The organism is Maritimibacter sp., assembly GCF_016774595.1.
Taxonomy (GTDB): domain Bacteria; phylum Pseudomonadota; class Alphaproteobacteria; order Rhodobacterales; family Rhodobacteraceae; genus Maritimibacter; species Maritimibacter alkaliphilus.
Window position 1 is genome coordinate 1,123,476 of the sequence record NZ_JACBWT010000001.1, and the last position, 17,507, is coordinate 1,140,982.

The 17,507-nt window shown below is 64.8% G+C and carries 20 protein-coding genes; 11 read left to right on the top strand and 9 right to left on the bottom strand.

Annotated elements, in window-relative coordinates; genetic code table 11:
* Positions 1 to 82: 82 nt before the first annotated feature.
* From HOY44_RS05655 to fabA, 6 genes are all read right to left on the bottom strand, one after another.
* The gene (locus HOY44_RS05655; RefSeq protein WP_287433555.1) at positions 83 to 694 is read right to left on the bottom strand and encodes a (d)CMP kinase; all 612 of its coding nucleotides are present in this window, start codon (positions 692 to 694) and stop codon (positions 83 to 85) included.
* Between the two features lie 4 nt (positions 695 to 698).
* Positions 699 to 1,205, bottom strand: a complete 507-nt coding sequence (locus tag HOY44_RS05660) for a hypothetical protein (RefSeq protein WP_287433556.1) — start codon at positions 1,203 to 1,205, stop codon at positions 699 to 701.
* 62 nt (positions 1,206 to 1,267) lie between these two features.
* On the bottom strand, positions 1,268 to 2,620 hold the full coding sequence (gene aroA / locus HOY44_RS05665) for a 3-phosphoshikimate 1-carboxyvinyltransferase (RefSeq protein WP_287433557.1): 1,353 nt from the start codon (positions 2,618 to 2,620) through the stop codon (positions 1,268 to 1,270).
* 141 nt (positions 2,621 to 2,761) lie between these two features.
* A complete protein-coding gene (locus tag HOY44_RS05670) occupies positions 2,762 to 3,550 on the bottom strand; it encodes an enoyl-ACP reductase FabI (protein WP_287433559.1) in 789 nt (262 codons plus the stop codon).
* Positions 3,551 to 3,561: 11 nt separating this feature from the next.
* Positions 3,562 to 4,791 (bottom strand): beta-ketoacyl-ACP synthase II, encoded by a 1,230-nt coding sequence (locus tag HOY44_RS05675; protein WP_138421728.1) that lies wholly within the window; start codon positions 4,789 to 4,791, stop codon positions 3,562 to 3,564.
* 43 nt (positions 4,792 to 4,834) lie between these two features.
* Positions 4,835 to 5,344, bottom strand: a complete 510-nt coding sequence (gene fabA, locus HOY44_RS05680) for a bifunctional 3-hydroxydecanoyl-ACP dehydratase/trans-2-decenoyl-ACP isomerase (RefSeq protein WP_008334239.1) — start codon at positions 5,342 to 5,344, stop codon at positions 4,835 to 4,837.
* A 206-nt stretch (positions 5,345 to 5,550) separates the two neighbouring features.
* On the opposite strand from fabA, the gene irrA reads away from it, so the two are divergent.
* Positions 5,551 to 5,973, top strand: coding sequence for an iron response transcriptional regulator IrrA (gene irrA, locus HOY44_RS05685; RefSeq protein ID WP_008334240.1), 423 nt, complete (start codon positions 5,551 to 5,553; stop codon positions 5,971 to 5,973).
* On the opposite strand, the gene HOY44_RS05690 is transcribed toward irrA, so the two are convergent.
* The 3 genes from HOY44_RS05690 to HOY44_RS05700 form a co-directional block, all read right to left on the bottom strand.
* The gene (locus HOY44_RS05690) at positions 5,974 to 6,426 is read right to left on the bottom strand and encodes an SRPBCC family protein (RefSeq protein ID WP_040885177.1); all 453 of its coding nucleotides are present in this window, start codon (positions 6,424 to 6,426) and stop codon (positions 5,974 to 5,976) included.
* A gap of 99 nt (positions 6,427 to 6,525) precedes the next feature.
* On the bottom strand, positions 6,526 to 6,954 hold the full coding sequence (locus tag HOY44_RS05695) for an FKBP-type peptidyl-prolyl cis-trans isomerase (protein ID WP_008334242.1): 429 nt from the start codon (positions 6,952 to 6,954) through the stop codon (positions 6,526 to 6,528).
* Between the two features lie 152 nt (positions 6,955 to 7,106).
* Positions 7,107 to 7,976 carry a hypothetical protein gene (locus tag HOY44_RS05700; protein ID WP_008334243.1) on the bottom strand — a complete coding sequence of 290 codons (870 nt, stop codon included), beginning with the start codon at positions 7,974 to 7,976 and terminating at the stop codon, positions 7,107 to 7,109.
* A 135-nt stretch (positions 7,977 to 8,111) separates the two neighbouring features.
* Here HOY44_RS05700 and miaB point away from each other — a divergent pair, with 135 nt between their 5' ends.
* From miaB to lnt, 10 genes are all read left to right on the top strand, one after another.
* Positions 8,112 to 9,443, top strand: a complete 1,332-nt coding sequence (miaB, locus tag HOY44_RS05705) for a tRNA (N6-isopentenyl adenosine(37)-C2)-methylthiotransferase MiaB (protein ID WP_287433561.1) — start codon at positions 8,112 to 8,114, stop codon at positions 9,441 to 9,443.
* Between the two features lie 195 nt (positions 9,444 to 9,638).
* The gene (locus tag HOY44_RS05710; RefSeq protein WP_050771986.1) at positions 9,639 to 10,226 is read left to right on the top strand and encodes an OmpA family protein; all 588 of its coding nucleotides are present in this window, start codon (positions 9,639 to 9,641) and stop codon (positions 10,224 to 10,226) included.
* Positions 10,223 to 10,558 carry a hypothetical protein gene (locus HOY44_RS05715; RefSeq protein WP_008334249.1) on the top strand — a complete coding sequence of 112 codons (336 nt, stop codon included), beginning with the start codon at positions 10,223 to 10,225 and terminating at the stop codon, positions 10,556 to 10,558. The genes HOY44_RS05710 and HOY44_RS05715 overlap by 4 nt, the downstream gene beginning before the upstream one ends.
* Before the next feature lie 284 nt (positions 10,559 to 10,842).
* On the top strand, positions 10,843 to 11,853 hold the full coding sequence (locus HOY44_RS05720; protein ID WP_040885179.1) for a PhoH family protein: 1,011 nt from the start codon (positions 10,843 to 10,845) through the stop codon (positions 11,851 to 11,853).
* A 132-nt stretch (positions 11,854 to 11,985) separates the two neighbouring features.
* A complete protein-coding gene (locus HOY44_RS05725) occupies positions 11,986 to 12,555 on the top strand; it encodes a methylenetetrahydrofolate reductase C-terminal domain-containing protein (protein WP_008334252.1) in 570 nt (189 codons plus the stop codon).
* On the top strand, positions 12,552 to 13,535 hold the full coding sequence (locus HOY44_RS05730; protein WP_138421732.1) for a methylenetetrahydrofolate reductase: 984 nt from the start codon (positions 12,552 to 12,554) through the stop codon (positions 13,533 to 13,535). Before HOY44_RS05725 ends, HOY44_RS05730 begins: the two co-directional genes overlap by 4 nt.
* A 62-nt stretch (positions 13,536 to 13,597) precedes the next feature.
* Complete coding sequence (locus HOY44_RS05735; RefSeq protein WP_287433563.1) at positions 13,598 to 14,527, top strand: SDR family NAD(P)-dependent oxidoreductase; 930 nt, start codon at positions 13,598 to 13,600, stop codon at positions 14,525 to 14,527.
* A 39-nt stretch (positions 14,528 to 14,566) separates the two neighbouring features.
* On the top strand, positions 14,567 to 15,055 hold the full coding sequence (gene ybeY / locus HOY44_RS05740; protein WP_287433565.1) for an rRNA maturation RNase YbeY: 489 nt from the start codon (positions 14,567 to 14,569) through the stop codon (positions 15,053 to 15,055).
* Between the two features lie 24 nt (positions 15,056 to 15,079).
* Entirely contained in the window at positions 15,080 to 15,970 is an 891-nt protein-coding gene (locus HOY44_RS05745; RefSeq protein ID WP_138421735.1) for a hemolysin family protein, read from the top strand.
* Entirely contained in the window at positions 15,971 to 17,500 is a 1,530-nt protein-coding gene (lnt, locus tag HOY44_RS05750) for an apolipoprotein N-acyltransferase (protein WP_287433567.1), read from the top strand.
* Positions 17,501 to 17,507: the final 7 nt, after the last annotated feature.

A 17,507-nucleotide genomic window follows, 5' to 3' on the forward strand; every position in this document is an offset into this window, starting at 1 on the left:
CTTCTCTGGTCCACAAATACCTCGGAGGTCTGGGGAGGCAGCGCCTCCCCAGCGGGTCGCCCGCGCAAGCGGGCGAAACCTCTCAGGCCCCGCGCACCTTGTTCACTACCGCGACCGCCGCCGCCACCGCCGCCTCGATCGTCATGTGACTCGTGTCGATGGTCACCGCGTCATCCGCCGGCTTCAGGGGCGCCGTCGCGCGGGTCCGGTCCCGCTCGTCGCGCGCGCGCACGTCAGCCAGAACGCTGTCGTAACCCGCGTCATGCCCGGTTTCGAGCAATTCCTTGTGCCGCCGGACCGCCCGCACCTCGGGGCTGGCTGTCACAAAAAGCTTCACGGCGGCTTCCGGGCAGATCACGGTGCCGATGTCGCGCCCGTCCAGAACCGCGCCGCCTGCGCGCGCCGCGAAGGCGCGTTGGAAATCCACCAGCGCCTCGCGCACCTCGGGTTCGACCGCCACCTTGCTCGCCGCCTGCGCGACCTTGGGCGTGCGCAGCCCCAGCACTTCGAGGTCCTCGGCGCGCAGCGACCGGGCCGCCGCCACCGCGTCTTCGCCGTCCAGCACACGTTTGCCCACGGCGCGATAGAGCAGCCCCGTGTCCAGATGCGCGAAGCCGAAATGCTTCGCCACCGCTTTGGAAATCGTGCCCTTGCCCGCTGCCGCAGGCCCGTCGATTGCTACCGTGAAGCTCAAACCGCTACCCCTTGCTCGCTCGTGCCCGCGTTTTGAAGAAAGTCGCGACGAGGAGCAAGATCGACACAGGCAGAAGCAGCCATTTGAGCATGGTGGCGGCGCTCGCCCGCCCAATCGTGCCCGGATCGAGGGCGTCGGGGCCAGTGAGCAGGCTTTGCGTGACCAGCGCGTTCTCGGTCAGGTCGGACAGGCCCATGACCACCGGCACCAGAGCAAACCAGCGCCACGCCCCGCCCCCCAGCCAGATCCCGTAGGCGAAGGTCACACCGAACAGGACCGGCACGGCGACGTCCCATGTCCGCGAGATGCGCGCATAGGCTTCGGGAAACCCCGGCTCGGCCCCGTCGAGCAGCGCCCGGATGTCATCGACCCCATATCCCGTTACCCGCAGGTCAGGGATCGACGCCCCGTTGGTGAGCGCGATCATGTCCTGCCCGGCCCAGCCGACCAGAAGCCCGTAGACCAAAAGCGTCACGGCGAGCAAAATCCAGAAAATCCCGATGCGTCCCATGCGTCGCTCCCAAGCCCCGCCGTCACTAAGCCAGAGGAACGGCGGCGAGGGAACCGCCAATATCAGGCGGTCGAACGCTCGATGGTCGCGCCGAGACCCGTCATCAGCGGCTCGAAAATCGGGAACGAGGTTGCGATGGGCTGGCCGTCATCGACGCTCACGGGCGATTGGGACGCCATCCCCATGACCATGAAGCTCATCGCGATCCGGTGGTCGAGCCGCGCGGCAGCGGTGCCGCCCCCCGGCACGCCGTCCGGACCCAAGCCGTGCACGGTCATGAAGTCGCGGCCTTCCTCGATGGTGACCCCGTTCGCCTCGAGCCCACGCGCCATTGCGTCGATCCGGTCGCTTTCCTTGACGCGCAGCTCATGCACCCCGACCATCTCGGTCTTGCCGGTCGCGAAGGCCGCGACCACGGACAGTACCGGGTATTCGTCGATCATGCTCGCCGCACGCTCTTCCGGCACACGGATGCCTTTCATGTCGGGCGAGAAACGCGCGCGCAGGTCGGCCACAGGCTCGCCCCCCTCTTCGCGTTCGTTCTCATAGGTCAGGTCCGCGCCCATTTCGATGAGCGTGGTGAACAGCCCGGCGCGGGTCGGGTTCAGGCCGATGTTCGGCACCAGCACGTCGGACCCCGGCACGATCAGCGCCGCGCAGACCGGGAACGCCGCCGAGGACGGATCGCGCGGCACGGCGATGGTCTGGGGCTTCAGTTCCGGCTGACCAACCAGCGTGATGACGCGACCCTCGCCCGTGTCCTCGACGCTGATCTCGGCCCCGAACCCCGCCAGCATCCGCTCGGTGTGATCGCGCGTCGCCTCGGCCTCGATCACCACGGTCTCACCCGGGGCATTGAGGCCCGCAAGCAGCACGGCGGATTTGACCTGCGCCGAGGCCATGGGCGTCTTGTATCGCACCGGCACCGGGTTCTTCGCGCCCACCACGGTCATCGGGAGCCGCCCGCCCGTGCGTCCGTAGCTTTGCGCGCCGAACAGCGCGATGGGATCAGTCACCCGGCCCATCGGGCGCGAGCGGAGCGAGGCGTCGCCCGTGAAGGTCGCGGTGATCGGCGAGGTCGCCATGCAGCCCATGATGAGCCGCACGCCGGTGCCCGCATTGCCGCAGTCGATCACGTCTTCAGGCTCGGCAAAGCCACCGACGCCGACACCGTTCACCCGCCAAGCGCCGTCGCCCAGCCGCTCCACTTCGGCCCCGAAAGCCTGCATTGCCGCAGCGGTCGCCAGCACGTCTTCGCCTTCGAGCAGCCCGGTCACGCGGGTCTCACCCACGGCCATCGCGCCGAGCAGGAGCGAGCGGTGGCTGATCGACTTGTCCCCCGGCACGTCCGCCACGCCCTTGAGCGGGCCGGACTTGCGGCTGGTCATCGGGATCGGGGTGCCGTGGCCGGACATGGAAAGCCTCCTCGCTGCGTTCGGGCGCTGATAGCGCAGGTCAATCGGGGCGTCCACCGGCAGAGCGTCCGGCCCATGCGCCGGACACGAAAAGGGCGCGGACCGTGGCCCGCGCCCCTGCATTGATAGATGGTCGTGAGCTTACAGATTTTCCGGCTGCGGCATCCCGAGCACGTGGAACCCGCAATCGACGGTGATGATCTCGCCCGTCGTGCATTCGCCATACGGCGAGGCGAGATAGACCGCCGTGCCGCCGATGGATTCGAGCGTCGCGTTCTGGCGCAGGGGCGAGTTCGCCTCGGTGTGCCGGAACGTCTTGCGCGCGCCGCCGATGGCCGCGCCCGCCAGCGTTTTCATCGGACCGGGACTTATCGCGTTCACGCGGATGCCCTGCGGGCCGAGGTCGTTGGCGAGGTAGCGCACGCTCGCCTCCAGCGCCGCCTTGGCCACGCCCATCACATTGTAGAACGGCGTCACGCGGTTGGACCCGCCATAGGTCAGGGTCAGGATCGTGCCGCCCTCGGTCATGTAAGGCTCGACCCGACGCGCCACTTCGATCAGCGAGTAGCACGAGATATCCATCGAGTTCTTGAAGTTCGCGCGGGAGGTGTTGAGGAACCGCCCCGTCAGTTCCGACTTGTCCGAAAACGCGATGGCATGGACGAGGAAATCGATCCGGTCCCACCGTTCCCACAAGGCCGCGAAGCCCGCGTCGAGTTTGGCATCGTCGGTCACGTCCATATCGACAAGGATGTCGGAGCCGAGCGACTGGGCCAGCGGTTCGACCCGCTTGCCGAAGGCCTCGCCCTGATAGGAAAAGGCAAGCTCCGCGCCCTCGTCGGCCATCGCCTTGGCGATCCCCCACGCGATGGAGCGATCGTTGGCGACGCCCATGACAAGGCCGCGCTTGCCCTTCATCAACTCACCCATGTCCCCGGTCCCTATCCGTTATACTTGCTGATCAGCATCGACCCGTTGGTCCCGCCGAAGCCGAAGCTGTTGGTCATCACGGTGTCGAGCCCCGCGTTTTCGACCAGTGTCGTCGCGATCTCGCCCTCGTGGATCGCCGGGTCGAGCGTTTCGACGTTGATCGAGGGGGTGATGAAATCCTGATCCAGCATGAGGATCGAGAAGATCGCCTCCATCGCACCCGCCGCGCCTTGCGCGTGGCCGGTCATCGACTTGGTGGAACTGATGAGCGGGGTGGAGCCTTCGCCGAAGACGCGGCGCACCGCTTCCACTTCTCCGACATCGCCGACCGGGGTCGAGGTGCCGTGAGCGTTGATATAGCCCACTTTCCGACCTTCGGGCAGCGTGGACAGCGCCAACCGCATGGCCCGTTCGCCGCCCTCGCCCGACGGGGCGACCATGTCGTGCCCGTCCGAAGTGGCGGCGAATCCCGTCACTTCGCCATAGATCTTGGCACCGCGCGCCAGCGCGTGGTCGAGGCTTTCGAGCACGACGATCCCGCCGCCGCCCGCAATCACGAACCCGTCGCGGTCCTTGTCGAAAGCGCGCGAGGCCTTGTCGGGCGTGTCGTTGAACTTGGACGACATCGCGCCCATCGCATCGAAGAGGCAGGACAGGGTCCAGTCGAGCTCTTCAGCCCCGCCCGCGAACATCACGTCCTGCTTGCCCATCATGATCTGCTCGGCGGCGCTGCCTATACAGTGAAGCGACGTGGAACAGGCCGAGGTGATCGAGTAGTTGATGCCCTTGATCTTGTATTGCGTGGCGAGGTTCGCGCTGATCGTCGAGGACATGCATTTCGGCACGGCGAGCGGGCCGATGCGCTTGGGCGAACCGGATTTCAGAACCGTCTGGTGGGCCTGAAACATCGAACTGGTCGACGGGCCGCCAGAGCCAGCGATCAGCCCCGTGCGTTCGTTGACCACGTCGGAGTCGTCCAGCCCGGCATCGGCAATCGCCTGCCCCATCGCGAGATAGGCATAGGCCGCGCCCGGCCCCATGAACCGAAGTGCGCGTTTGTCCACGTTTTCCTTGAGGTCGATATCCACCGCCCCCGCGATCTGGCTGCGAAAGCCGTATTCGGCCATGTCCGCATTGGCGGTGATGCCTGAGCGGCCAGCCTTCAGCGACTGCGTGACCTCTTCGGTGTTCAGACCGATGGGGGACACGACCCCAAGACCTGTCACGACGACACGTTGCATTTCTGGCTCCTTATCTGGTGCGCCCGTCCCCGAATGGTTTCGGTCAGCTTTCCGAAAGCGCGACCTTCATGTCCTTGACCTGATAGATGACTTCGCCGTCCGCTTCGACGATCCCGTCGGCGACACCCATCGTGAGGCGACGGGTCTGCACGGCTTTCGTGAAGTCCACGTAATACGTCAGTTTCTTGCGGTCGGGCCGGACCATGCCGGTGAGCTTCACCTCACCCACACCCAGCGCATAGCCGCGCCCCTGCCAGCCGCGCCAGCCGAGGTTGAAACCGGTGAGCTGCCACAGACCGTCGAGGCCGAGACAACCAGGCATGATCGGGTTGCCGGGGAAATGGCAGTCGAAGAACCAAAGATCCGGCACGATATCGAATTCCGCGACCACGTGGCCCTTGCCGTGCTTGCCGCCGTCACCCGAAATATCGGTGATCCGGTCCATCATCAGCATCGGCGGCGCGGGAAGCTGCGCGTTTCCTTCGCCGAAAAGCTCGCCGCGGGCGCACTTCAGCAGGTCGTCCTTGTCGAAACTCGTTGGATACTCTGCCATCAGGCCCCCTGGCTACGTGTTATGAACGGTACATCGGTTTGCTTCGGCCCGTCTATCACCCGCGCGAAGTGAGTGGCAAGTGCGGCGCTCCTGCCCTGCCTTCACGGTGGGTCCTGCCCCGCCTTCACGGTGGGTGCGGGGAATCCGATTGAAATGCACAGGTATTGTTGACTATATATACCGCCAGACGAAGTCAGAGGGTGAAGATGACCCACAGCCAGTCACAGGATATGGGCCGCAAGTGGCTCGAAAGCGCCGGGCTGCGCCCGACGCGGCAGCGCGTGGCCATCGCGGCGCTGCTGGTCGGCGACGGCGAGCATCGGCATGTCACCGCCGAAAGCCTGTTCGACGCGACGCGCGAGGCTGGTGAAAAGGTATCGCTTGCGACGGTCTACAACACGCTTCGGTCGTTCTCCGAGGTCGGGCTTCTGCGCGAAATCCTCGTGAACGGCACCAAGGGCTATTTCGACACCAACACCACGAACCACCCGCATTTCTTCTGGGAAGATTCGGGTGAGCTGATGGATGCGCCCGAGGAAGATCTTGAAATCGCGGCCCTCCCGGCGGCGCCGGACGGGGCCGAAGTGTCGAAAGTCGACGTAGTGATCCGGCTGCGCGCCAAACGCTGATCAGCCGGCCGCGCGATCTTCGACCACATTGATGGATACGTCGTGCTCGATCAGCGCCTTGGCGGCGATGAGCACCTGACTGAAACCGCCCGTTGAATCGATGGCTTGCGCCGCCTGCGCGGCCTCGTCGCCCTCGAACCCGGTTTCGGTGACTTTCACCTCGGTCATCGGGCCCTTCTCGATGAAGGTCCACGACACGTCGGTCATCTGCGTTCCGTCGCCCCAGCGGATGTCGATGCGTTCTCCCGGCATCGCCTCGACCACCTCGACGGTGATGGGATGGGCATCGGGCGCCGTGCCCACGTACCACGTCAGGGTCACGCCCTTCTCGATCGGGCCGGACACCCTGGGGAACCAGAATTCCGTCATCCGGTCGGGGGTCGCGAACGCCTCGTAGCATACGAGCGGAGGCGCGGCGATCATCGTGGCGGCTTTGGCCATTACAGCGGTCATGGCGTCCTCCTTCCTAGTCTGTCGAAGGGAAAACGCCGGGCCGCCGGGGGGTGTTCCGCCTTGGCATCGCCGTCGGCGGAGACCCCCGGTCGGGTCGGATCAGGCGATTTCGACCAGTTCGATGTTGAACGTCAGGTCTTTGCCCGCAAGCTGGTGGTTGGCGTCGATCGTGACCTTTTCCTCGGTCACGTCGGTCACGGTGACCGGGATCTGACGCCCGTCCGGCGTGGACATCTGAAGCATGATGCCGGTTTCCAGCGGAATGTCGGCGGGAATGTCGCCGCGCGGAATCTCGGTCACACCTTCGGGATGATGCGGGCCATAGGCCTCGTCCGCCGGGACCGGAACGGTTTTCTTGTCGCCGGGCGTCATGCCGGGGATCGCCTTGTCCAGTCCGGGGATGATCTGGCCCGAGCCCACGGTGAATTCGAGCGGATCGCGCCCGTCGGAACTGTCGAAGACGGTGCCGTCGTTCAGCGTGCCGGTGTAGTGAATACGGACGGTGTCGCCCGATTTGACTTCGGTCATAAGTGCCTCGTTTGGTCGGGAGTGAGTTCGGCAAGGCCACGCGTGAACGCGCGGGTGCTTGCGGGGTTCCCCCTAAACATAGGCGCATGTGATTTGATGTAAACCCGGGGCCTCTGCTTCGCCGCGCCGCGCTCACCACGGGGCTCAACCAGTCAGAACCACTGCCCCGGCTCCATCAGCCCGAGGTCCAGAAGCTGCTGCGACGTCCAGTCGAACGGCACCGAGTTGTGCCATTTGAAGGTCGGAATGTCGAAGGTGGACCCCGCGTTGGACTTCAGCGCCTTGGCGGTCCGAAAGCTCACGATCGCCGCCGTCAGGTTGTTGTGCCACGGACAGGCGTAGGTGTTGTATTCCTCGTCGTTGAACGTGTGGTCCGCGCGCAGAACGAGGTCGGGACGGGCCTTGAACAATGCGATCCGGTCGATCTTGCGCCGGTCCTTGGGCACGTGTTCCTCGAACCGCCAGCGCAGGCCGCCGAAGAAATCGAGCTGCCGCTCCTTGGGGTAATTGTTGTTCTCGGGGTCCGGTCGCCCGAGTGCGTAGTAACCCGACTTGTCGAGCCAGGCATGGTCGAGCGAAACCGCATCGGGATAGCGTTTGAGATCACCGGCATAGAGGTCGACCACATAGGCCAGCATCGCGCTGCGCCGTTCTTCGGTGTGAAACACCAGAAGTTCGTTGACGTTGCGCGTCTCGCAGAACGGAAAGAACAGGTATTCGGCGTTGTAGCAGTAATAAAGCCAAGTGCCCTCGGCGATGTCGATGACGGCATTCACCGCCTTCTGAACGTCGCCGACATGCAGCACCGGATAATCCACCCGGTGAATTTCCTGTTCGAGCGAATGGGTCAGGTCCAGTTCCCTTGGCGCGAACAGAACGATCCCGCGAAACCCGGTCAACTGGTGGTAGCGGATCGTGCTTTCGACCTCGACCAGATCCTCGACGAAGATCAGCGCCACCGGCCCCTTCGCAAAGGCCGCTTTGCCCCGGTCGATGAACTGTGCGAGCGATGTGTAACGCATTCTCTGCCCCAAATGCCCCTTGTGGCGGGGTCTGGGTAAACTTTCCCTGAACGCCCGCGCCAATGCAACCGTTGCGGCGATAGGGCAAACGCGTTACGACGCCGCCTTGATCGAAGGCCCCGGAGAACGCGCGACATGACCGATCAGAGCACGGACCCGAAGAAACTGTTCATCCGCACCTACGGCTGTCAGATGAACGTCTACGACAGCGAGCGCATGGCCGAGGCCATGGGCGGTCAGGGCTATGTCGAAGTCGGTTCGCCGGACGAGGCCGACATGATCCTTCTGAACACCTGCCACATCCGCGAAAAGGCCGCCGAAAAGGTCTATTCCGAGCTGGGGCGGTTCAAGGATCTGAAGGATGCGAAACCGGATCTGAAGATCGGCGTCGCAGGCTGCGTGGCCCAGGCCGAAGGGGAAGAGATCATGCGGCGTCAGCCGATGGTCGATCTTGTCGTCGGCCCCCAGACCTATCACCGCCTGCCCGAGATGGTCGAAAAGGTCGGCCGCGGCGAAAAGGCGCTCGATACCGACTTCCCGCTCGAGGACAAGTTCGAGGTGCTGAAGAACCGGCCCGCCGCCAAGCGTGCGCCGACCGCGTTCCTGACCGTGCAGGAAGGCTGCGACAAGTTCTGCGCCTTCTGCGTCGTGCCCTATACGCGCGGTGCCGAGGTCAGCCGCCCGCCGGAGCGCATTCTGCGCGAGGCACGCGAACTGGTCGAACGCGGGGTGCGCGAGATCACTTTGCTGGGCCAGAATGTGAACGCCTATCACGGGGCGGGCGACGGCGGCGACTGGTCGCTCGCGCGGCTCATCTGGGCGCTGAACGACATCGACGGGCTGGAGCGTATCCGCTTCACCACCTCGCACCCCAACGATATGTCCGACGACCTGATCGCGGCGCATGGCGAATGCGCGAAACTGATGCCCTACCTGCATCTGCCGGTGCAATCGGGGTCGGACCGCATCCTCAAACGGATGAACCGCAAGCACACCGCCGAAGAATACCTGCGGTTGATCGAACGCATCCGGGCGGCCCGCCCCGACATCCTGATCTCGGGCGATTTCATCGTCGGCTTTCCGGAAGAAACCGATCGCGATTTCGAGGACACGCTCGACCTGATCCGTGCCGTGAATTATGGGCAGGCCTTCAGCTTCAAGTATTCCTCGCGCCCCGGCACGCCCGCCGCCGAACGCCCGCTGGTGGACGAGGCCGAGGCGTCGGACCGACTGCACCGCCTGCAAGCCCTCATCAACGAACAGGCGCGCGGCGTGATGGACGGCATGGTGGGCCGCGAAATCGGCGTTCTGTTTGAAAAACCGGGCCGGATGGAGGGCCAGATGGCCGGGAAATCCGACTACCTTCACGCCGTTCACGTGAAAGCCGAGGGAATCGCCCCCGGCGACCTCAGACGGGTGAGAATCACCGAGGCTGGGCCCAATTCCCTGGCCGGCGCCTTGGTGTAGGGCCCACTCACTAACACTAGGAATTGTGTGGATTTTCCCAGCAATCACTAGCAATCCACATATATGATACAGAATGTCCACACAGCTTGGACAAATTCAATCTGCCCAGCATTTACATAAAGACTTTCATCGGTTTAACCTTCCTCCAATAGATATCGCGCCGTCGCCACACGGCCATTTTTTGGGGGATCAGGAGTGAAGTACCGGGTTATTTCCAGTCTCAGAACGCTGGCTGCCGCAGCCGTTCTGGGGCTCTCCGCTGCTGCGGGGGTCACGACCCCAGCCGCAGCGCAATCGCAAGTGACAGTCACCGGCAAGATCAACTGGGGGCTTTGGGTAGACCCGGATGGATGTATGCACTGGTGGGCGGACGGTGGCGTCGAAGGGTATATGGTGTCGCGCCGCGATCCCAAGACCGGGCGCCATATGTGTCTGGAAAAGAACACCTGTGCCGTTCAGAACACGGATGTCCTGTTCAAGACCGACAGCTACCAGCTGACCGCGCAGGGCCAGCAGTGGCTGCGCCAGTTCTTCGCAAGCGCCGGCGCCTTCGCCTATGCCGTCTACGGGCATACCGACAGCCGCGCGTCGGACGAATACAACATGCGCCTGTCGCAGAACCGCGCCAACACCGTGGCCGGTGTCGCGCGCCAGTCGGGGGCGGTCGTGGACCGTGTCGTCGGCTTCGGCGAGCGCCGTCCGATCGCGCCCAACAACTCTGCGGCCAACATGCAAAAGAACCGCCGCGTGGAAATCGTCTGCTACAGGTACCCGAACCCATGAAAATGAAGACCGCACTTATTGCGCTGCTCGCGCCTGTCGTCGTGGCAGGCTGTTCGGCCACCGCCTATGATGGCGGCGCGCCAAAGCTGATCGCGACCAACGTCGACCGCACCATCGGCGACTCCCCCGGCCCGCGTGACGGCATCGCCGCTGTCGCGGTTCTGCCCGACGGCTGCGAAGCGTGGATCACCGACGATGGCCTCGAAGGCTACGGCGGCGACCGCTCGGACCCGAAATCGGGCCTGCCGCGCTGCTCCAACGAACTGCCGCGCGGTGCCGTCATCGGCGAATGGCGCGTGTCGCCGGACCTTCCGGATTACCTGCCGCGCTGATCCGGCACCACCGAAGACATCGACGAGGCCCGGCCAAGCGCCGGGCCTTTTCCTTTGCCGCACGCCCCGACAACGACTCGTTCAGTCTCGGATGGATAACATCACAGGGCACGGGAACCATTCGCGCCCGTCGGGGCTTTCATTTGTGCACACCGCTTAATCCGAAGCCGACCCGAAAGCGCCCTTTTTGTATCAGTTGCGTAAATTTCGCGCACTAATGCTTGCGTGTGCGAGGGGTCGGAGGCACCATCATTAGTACAGGCACCCGTGATACGGAGACATACTTGGGACTAGATGCGTTAAACCCGCCGAAACCCGAAGACATTCACGAAACCCTGCTGGAGTTTCCCGACAACCGATTGCTCATCGACTTGTGCGGGGAATTCGACCGAAACCTCGCCCAGATCGAACACCAGATGAACGTGCATATCCTGCGCCGTGGCAACCAGCTTGCCGTCGTCGGTGACGGAGAGGCGCGTGGGCAGGCGGCAGCGGTCTTGCAGGCGCTTTATCAGCGGCTCGAACAGGGCAAGCAGATCGAGGCCGGAGACATCGACGGCGAGATCCGCATGGGCCACCACGAAGACGGTCCCGGCCCGGATGCGCAGCTTGAGATGTTCAAGGGCGGCCGGGTCGAGATCAAGACCCGCAAGAAGCTGGTCGAACCGCGCACGGACGCGCAGAAGGCCTATGTGAAGAACCTGTTCAAACGCGAACTGGCCTTCGGCATCGGACCTGCGGGCACCGGCAAGACCTATCTCGCCGTCGCCGTGGGGGTGAACCTGTTCATCTCGGGCCATGTCGACAAGATCATCCTGTCGCGCCCCGCCGTCGAAGCGGGCGAGCGTCTGGGCTTCCTGCCCGGCGACATGAAGGAAAAGGTCGATCCTTACATGCAGCCGCTTTACGACGCGCTGAACGACTTCCTTCCGGGCAAGCAGGTCGAAAAGCTGATCGCCGAGAAGCGTATCGAAATCGCGCCGCTGGCCTTCATGCGGGGGCGCACGCTGTCGAACGCCTTCGTCGTGCTGGATGAGGCGCAGAACGCCACGACGATGCAGATGAAGATGTTCCTGACCCGGCTTGGCGAAGGCTCGCGCATGGTCATCACCGGCGACCGCAGCCAGGTGGATCTGCCGCGCGGCGTGAACTCGGGCCTGCACGATGCCGAAACGCTTCTGAAGGGCATCGACGACATCGCGTTCAACTACTTCACGGCGAAGGACGTAGTGCGCCACCACCTTGTCGCCAAGATCATCGAAGCCTACGACGCGGCCGACCCGGCCAAGGGCTGATACGGACCACGTTAAGGAAAGCGCGGGCCGAAAACGCCCGCGCTTTTTCTTTGGAGGAAACGAAATCCCGACGAATTGTTCTGGATTTTCCGAAGTTTGCGTTATCGTGGGGGCAGCCAGAGGGAGGTCGCCATGTACGCGTTGCGCCGCTTCGCAGTCCGCCGCTCACGCCAGTTCGAATGGGTTTACCAAAGGCTCGAAAGCCTTCTCGTCTCGCTGGACCCGCTCTTGTCCAAGCTCGGATATGCGCGGCTCGAACGCCCCGTCGCCGCCGTCGAGCGCGTGACCAAGGGGCTTTTGTTCGACTGCAAGATGTGCGGGCAATGCGTGCTGTCCTCGACCGGAATGTCCTGTCCGATGAACTGCCCCAAGCAGTTGCGCAACGGCCCCTGCGGCGGGGTGCGTCCGGGCGGGTTCTGCGAGGTGAAGCCCGACATGCGTTGCGTCTGGGTCGAGGCATGGGATGGCGCCTCGCGGATGAAGCACGGCGACAAGATCGGGGTCGTACTGCCCCCCGTGGATCGGCGGCTGGAGGGGAGCTCCGCTTGGCTGCGCGCCAGCCGGGAACGCGTGCAGCAATTGACCGAAGCGACCGAGGCGAACCGCACCGCACTGGCGCGCACCTACCCCGAGGCCCGCGCCAGTGCACCGACATCCGCCCCGCTGACCGAAGAGACCCGCAAGGAAGGGGCCGCGCGATGAGCATGTTCTACTCCGACCCCAACGCGATCCGACCCTATGAGCCGATCCCGGAGGGGCACAAGGCCGGGTCCGTGCTCGAGCGCACCCTGAGGGCGGGCGAATTCGCCGTCACCTCGGAACTGAACCCGCCCGACAGCGCCGACCCCGAGGATGTGTTCGCCGCCGCCAAACCGCTGGCCGAGGTCACGGATGCGATCAACGCGACGGATGCGTCCGGGGCCAATTGCCACATGTCGTCCATCGGCATCTGCTCGCTCCTCACGCGCACGGGGCATGGCTCGGTCTACCAGATTTCGTGTCGCGACCGGAACCGGATCGCCATTCAGGGCGACGTGCTGGGGGCTGCCGCGATGGGCGTGCGCAACGTGCTGTGCCTCACGGGCGACGATGTGGGCGCCGGGGACCAGCCGGGCGCGAAGCCGGTGTTCGATCTGGACAGCGTTTCCCTGATCCGGCTCATCAAGACGATGCGCGACGAGGGGCGGTTCCTGTCGGGGCGCGAGATCGCAAAACCCCCGCGCCTTTTCATCGGGGCGGCCGAAAACCCCTGTGTCGATCCGGTGGACTATCGCGCCGACCGGCTCGCCAAAAAGGTCGAGGCGGGGGCGGATTTCATCCAGACCAACTACATCTTCGACATTCCGCGTTTCGAACGGTTCATGGAGCGGGTGCGCGATATGGGCCTCGACAAGCGGGTGTTCATCCTTGCCGGCGTCGGCCCGCTCGCCTCGGCCAAGGCCGCGCGCTGGATGCGCTCGAACGTGCCGGGCATCCATATCCCCGACAGCGTGATCGACCGGCTGGAAAAGGCCGAGAAACCGGGGGACGAGGGTCGCAGGATCTGTGTCGAACTGATCCAACAGGTGAAGGATATCGCGGGCGTCTCGGGCGTGCACATCATGGCCTATCGGCGAGAGCATCTGGTCGCAGATATTTTGCGCGAGGCGGGCATCGCCCGGCCCCAGAAACAAAGCGCCTGAGGCCCGCGTATACAGCCGACGCGATGGATGATACGCCTCGTCCCGACAACACGAGGTGACGCATGGCATGGACGCCTGAGGATATGGGGTCGCTCGACGGCCAGGTGGCGATGGTCACGGGAACGAGCGGGCTGTGCACCGCGATCGTCGCGGGTCTCGCCCGTGCCGGGGCGCATGTCATCATGGCCGGACGCTCGGTCGAACGGGGCGAGGCGGTGCTGGACAAGATCCGCGCCGAGGTGCCGGGAGCCACGCTCAGTTTTCGGCAGGTGGACCTTGCCGACATGGCCTCGGTCAAGGCCTTCACGGCCAAGACGCTGGCCGAGCTGGACCAGCTCGACATCCTGATCTGCAACGCCGCCGTCATGGCCGAACTGGGGCGCAGCGAGACGAAGGACGGGTTCGAGATGATGTTCGGGGTCAACCACCTTGCCCATTTCGCGATGGTGGTCGGGTTGCTGCCGCTCTTGTCACGGTCGAACGCGCGGGTCGTCGCGCTGTCCTCCGGGGCGCACAAATACGGCGAGTTCGATTTCGACGACCTTCAGACCAAGGGCAAGTTCAAGCCGATGGTGGCCTATGGCAAGACCAAGCTCGCCTGCCTGATGTTCGCGAAAGAGCTTCAGCGGCGCAGCGAGGCGCGGGGCTGGGGCATCACCTCGGTCGCCGCGCACCCGGGTTTCTCACGCTCGCAGGGAGTCTATGACCGCCTCGCCACCATCCCGATCATGGGCTGGATCGTCGGCACCTTCATCATCCCGTTCATCTCGCAGGTGCCGGAAAAGGCGTCGGAAGCGATCCTCTACGCCGCCACAGCCGATGATGTGACCGGCGGCGGCAACTATGGCCCGGTGGGCTTTCGCGAGCTGGTCGGCCCGGTGGGTGTCGCCTCGACCGCCGACTACGCCGAGCGCGAGGATATCGCGGCGCGGCTCTGGGCGGTGAGCGAGGATCTGACCGGGGTGCGGCAAGACGACGTGATGGCGCAATGAGCGTTCCCGTGACGCCCGAAGCCGGGTAAGAGCGACCCCATGATCGTGGACGTGGTATATGAGGACGACCGCTGGGTGGCGCTGGGGCTCGAAGCTCTGGCCGAAACCGCCTGCGCGGCCACACTCGCAAGGCTGGGCATCGCGGGTGCCGAGATTGCGCTGCTTGCCTGCGACGACCACCGGATCGCCGCGCTCAACACCGAGTTCCGGGACAAGCCGACGCCGACCAACGTGCTGTCATGGCCATCCGAGGAACGCGGCGCGGATCAGCCGGGGGGCGACCCCTACCCGCCCGAGGACATGGAACTGGGCGATATCGCCATCGCCTATGACACCTGCGCGCGGGAAGCCGCCGAGGCCGGCAAACCGATGGTGGATTATGTGACCCATCTTGTCGTACATGGAACCCTTCATCTGTTGGGTTATGACCACATAGACGACAAAGATGCGGCCCTGATGGAAGGGCTGGAAACGGAAATACTTGGCAAGATGGGTCTCGCCGACCCATATGGAGGGACGGAGACGTGATCTCCGGGCCAGTGGAAAGGACAGATGGGCGACACCGACGGGTCTTCTAGCGCGGCGCAGAGCGCGCGCGAGGAAGAGGAAAACGCACGGTCCGAAGGATTCTTCGGACGTATCATCGGGGCGCTCAGCCCCTCGGACACGGATGAGGCCGAAGCACATGATGCTCCGGCTGGCGGTGGCGACAGCGCCCGCGCCGTTCCCCTTGGCATGTTGAACCTGCGCCGGATGCGCGTGGAGGACGTGATGATCCCGAAGGTCGAGGTCGTCGCGGTCGCCGAGGATATCTCGCTCCCCGATCTGGTCGAGAAATTCCGCGAATCCGGTAACACGCGCCTGCCGGTGTTCCGGGGCACGCTGGACACGCCCATCGGGCTGGTCCACCTCAAGGATTTCGCGCTCAAGCACGGCTTCAACGGCGACAGCCCGGATTTCGATATGGGCGACCTCGTTCGCCCGCTGATCTATGCGCCGCCATCCATGCCCATCGGCGTCCTGTTGCAAAAGATGCAGACGGACCGGATGCACATGGCGCTCGTCATCGACGAATACGGCGGCGTCGACGGTCTGGTGACGCTCGAAGACCTCGTGGAGCAGGTCATCGGCGAGATCGAAGATGAACACGATCTGGAAGAGGGCGCCCTGTGGATGCAGGAACCTTCGGGGTCGTGGCTGGTCGAGGCGCGCGCGCCGCTTGAAGAATTCGAAGAGGCGTCGGGCCTGTCGCTCGTCACCGAGGACGTGGAAGAGGAAGAGATCGACACTCTGGGCGGTCTCGTCTTTCTCGAGGCGGGCCGCGTGCCCGCGCGCGGCGAGGTGATCGAACATCCCTCGGGTGCCGAGTTCGAAGTGGTCGATGCCGAACCCCGGCGGATCAAGCGCCTGCGCGTCAGGCTTCCGGGCGAAGGCAAGGCGTAGATGCGCGAGGCGATGCAGCGGCTTGCCGCGGCGAAGTGGAAGGGGCTGTTCGCAGCCCTTTTCTTTGGCGGCATGGCCGCGGTCGGTCACGAACCTTTCGGCCTTTATACCGTCAGCATCGTCGCCTTCGCGATGGGCCTGGGTCTGGTTCTGGACGCCCCGAGCTGGAAGCGCGCGGGCGTGCTCGGCTGGATGGTCGGCACCGGGTTCTTCGCGGTGCAGTGGAGTTGGCTGGTCAATCCCTTCCTCGTCGACATCAAGGCACACGGCTGGATGGCACCTTTCGCGGTCATCCTGCTCGCTGGCGGCATGGCGCTGTACTGGGGCGTGGCCTCGGCCCTTGCCGCGCTCGTCCGCCCGGCCCTGCGCTGGGTCGCACTGCCCATCGCGCTGGGGCTCGCCGAATACGTGCGCGCCTGGGCCTTCACGGGCTTTTCGTGGGGCGGGCCGGGGCTGATCTGGATCGATACGCCCGTCGCGCAGATTGCGGCGTGGATCGGCGCCTATGGGCTCGGCTGGGTCACACTCTTCTTCGCGGCGCTCATCTATGTCGCGATCTATTCCGGCTGGCTCAGGGTCGGCGTGGTCGCGGCGGGCGTGGCGCTTGCCGGTTTCGGCTTTCTCGCCGACCAGCGGCCCCTGCCCCCCACGACCGAAAACGTCCTGCGGCTCGTCCAGCCCAACGCGGCCCAGCACCTGAAGTGGGAGCCGGACTGGGTCATGACCTTCTTCGAACGCGCCACGGCGCTCTCCTCGGCCCCCGCCGATGGGCGCGAGCCTGATCTGGTGGTCTGGCCCGAAACCTCGATCCCCGCGCTTCAGGGTCAAGCCCCGCTGCTTGAAGAACGCGCCTTCCGCTCCGCCGCCCCCGCGCCCCTCGTGGCGGGCATCCAGCGGCGCGAGGGATCGACCTATCGCAATTCCATCGTCTACTACGATGCGCCGGGCGAGCCTGCGTGGATTTACGACAAGCACCACCTCGTCCCGTTCGGGGAATTCGTCCCCTTCGGCAACCAGCTCGCCAAGATCGGCATCCGGGGTCTGGCCCAGCAATCCGGCTATGGCTTCGAAGAGGGCGACGGCCCGGTGATCCACCAGCTTCCCGGCACGCTGGGCAAGGCCCTGCCGCTGATCTGCTACGAGGCGATCTTTCCGCGCGACATCCGGGGCGCGAAGGGACGCGCCGACATGATCCTGCAATTGACGAACGATGCGTGGTTCGGCACCTTTTCCGGCCCGCAGCAACACCTCGTCCACGCCCGGTTCCGCGCCATCGAGTTCGGCCTGCCGCTCGCACGTGCCGCCAACACCGGGATCAGCGCCATGATCGACGCCAAGGGCAATGTCACCGCCGCGCTGCCGCTCAACGAAGCCGGGTTCCTCGACGCGGCCCTTCCCGCACCTCTGCCGCCCACGGTCTATGCCTGGATCGGCGATCTGCCCTTCATTGTGGCGCTTTCGGCGCTGTTCGCCGGGCTTCTGGCCTTCGCGCGGCGCAAATCCGTTGACCCGGTTGCGGCACCCCTGTAACGCAAGG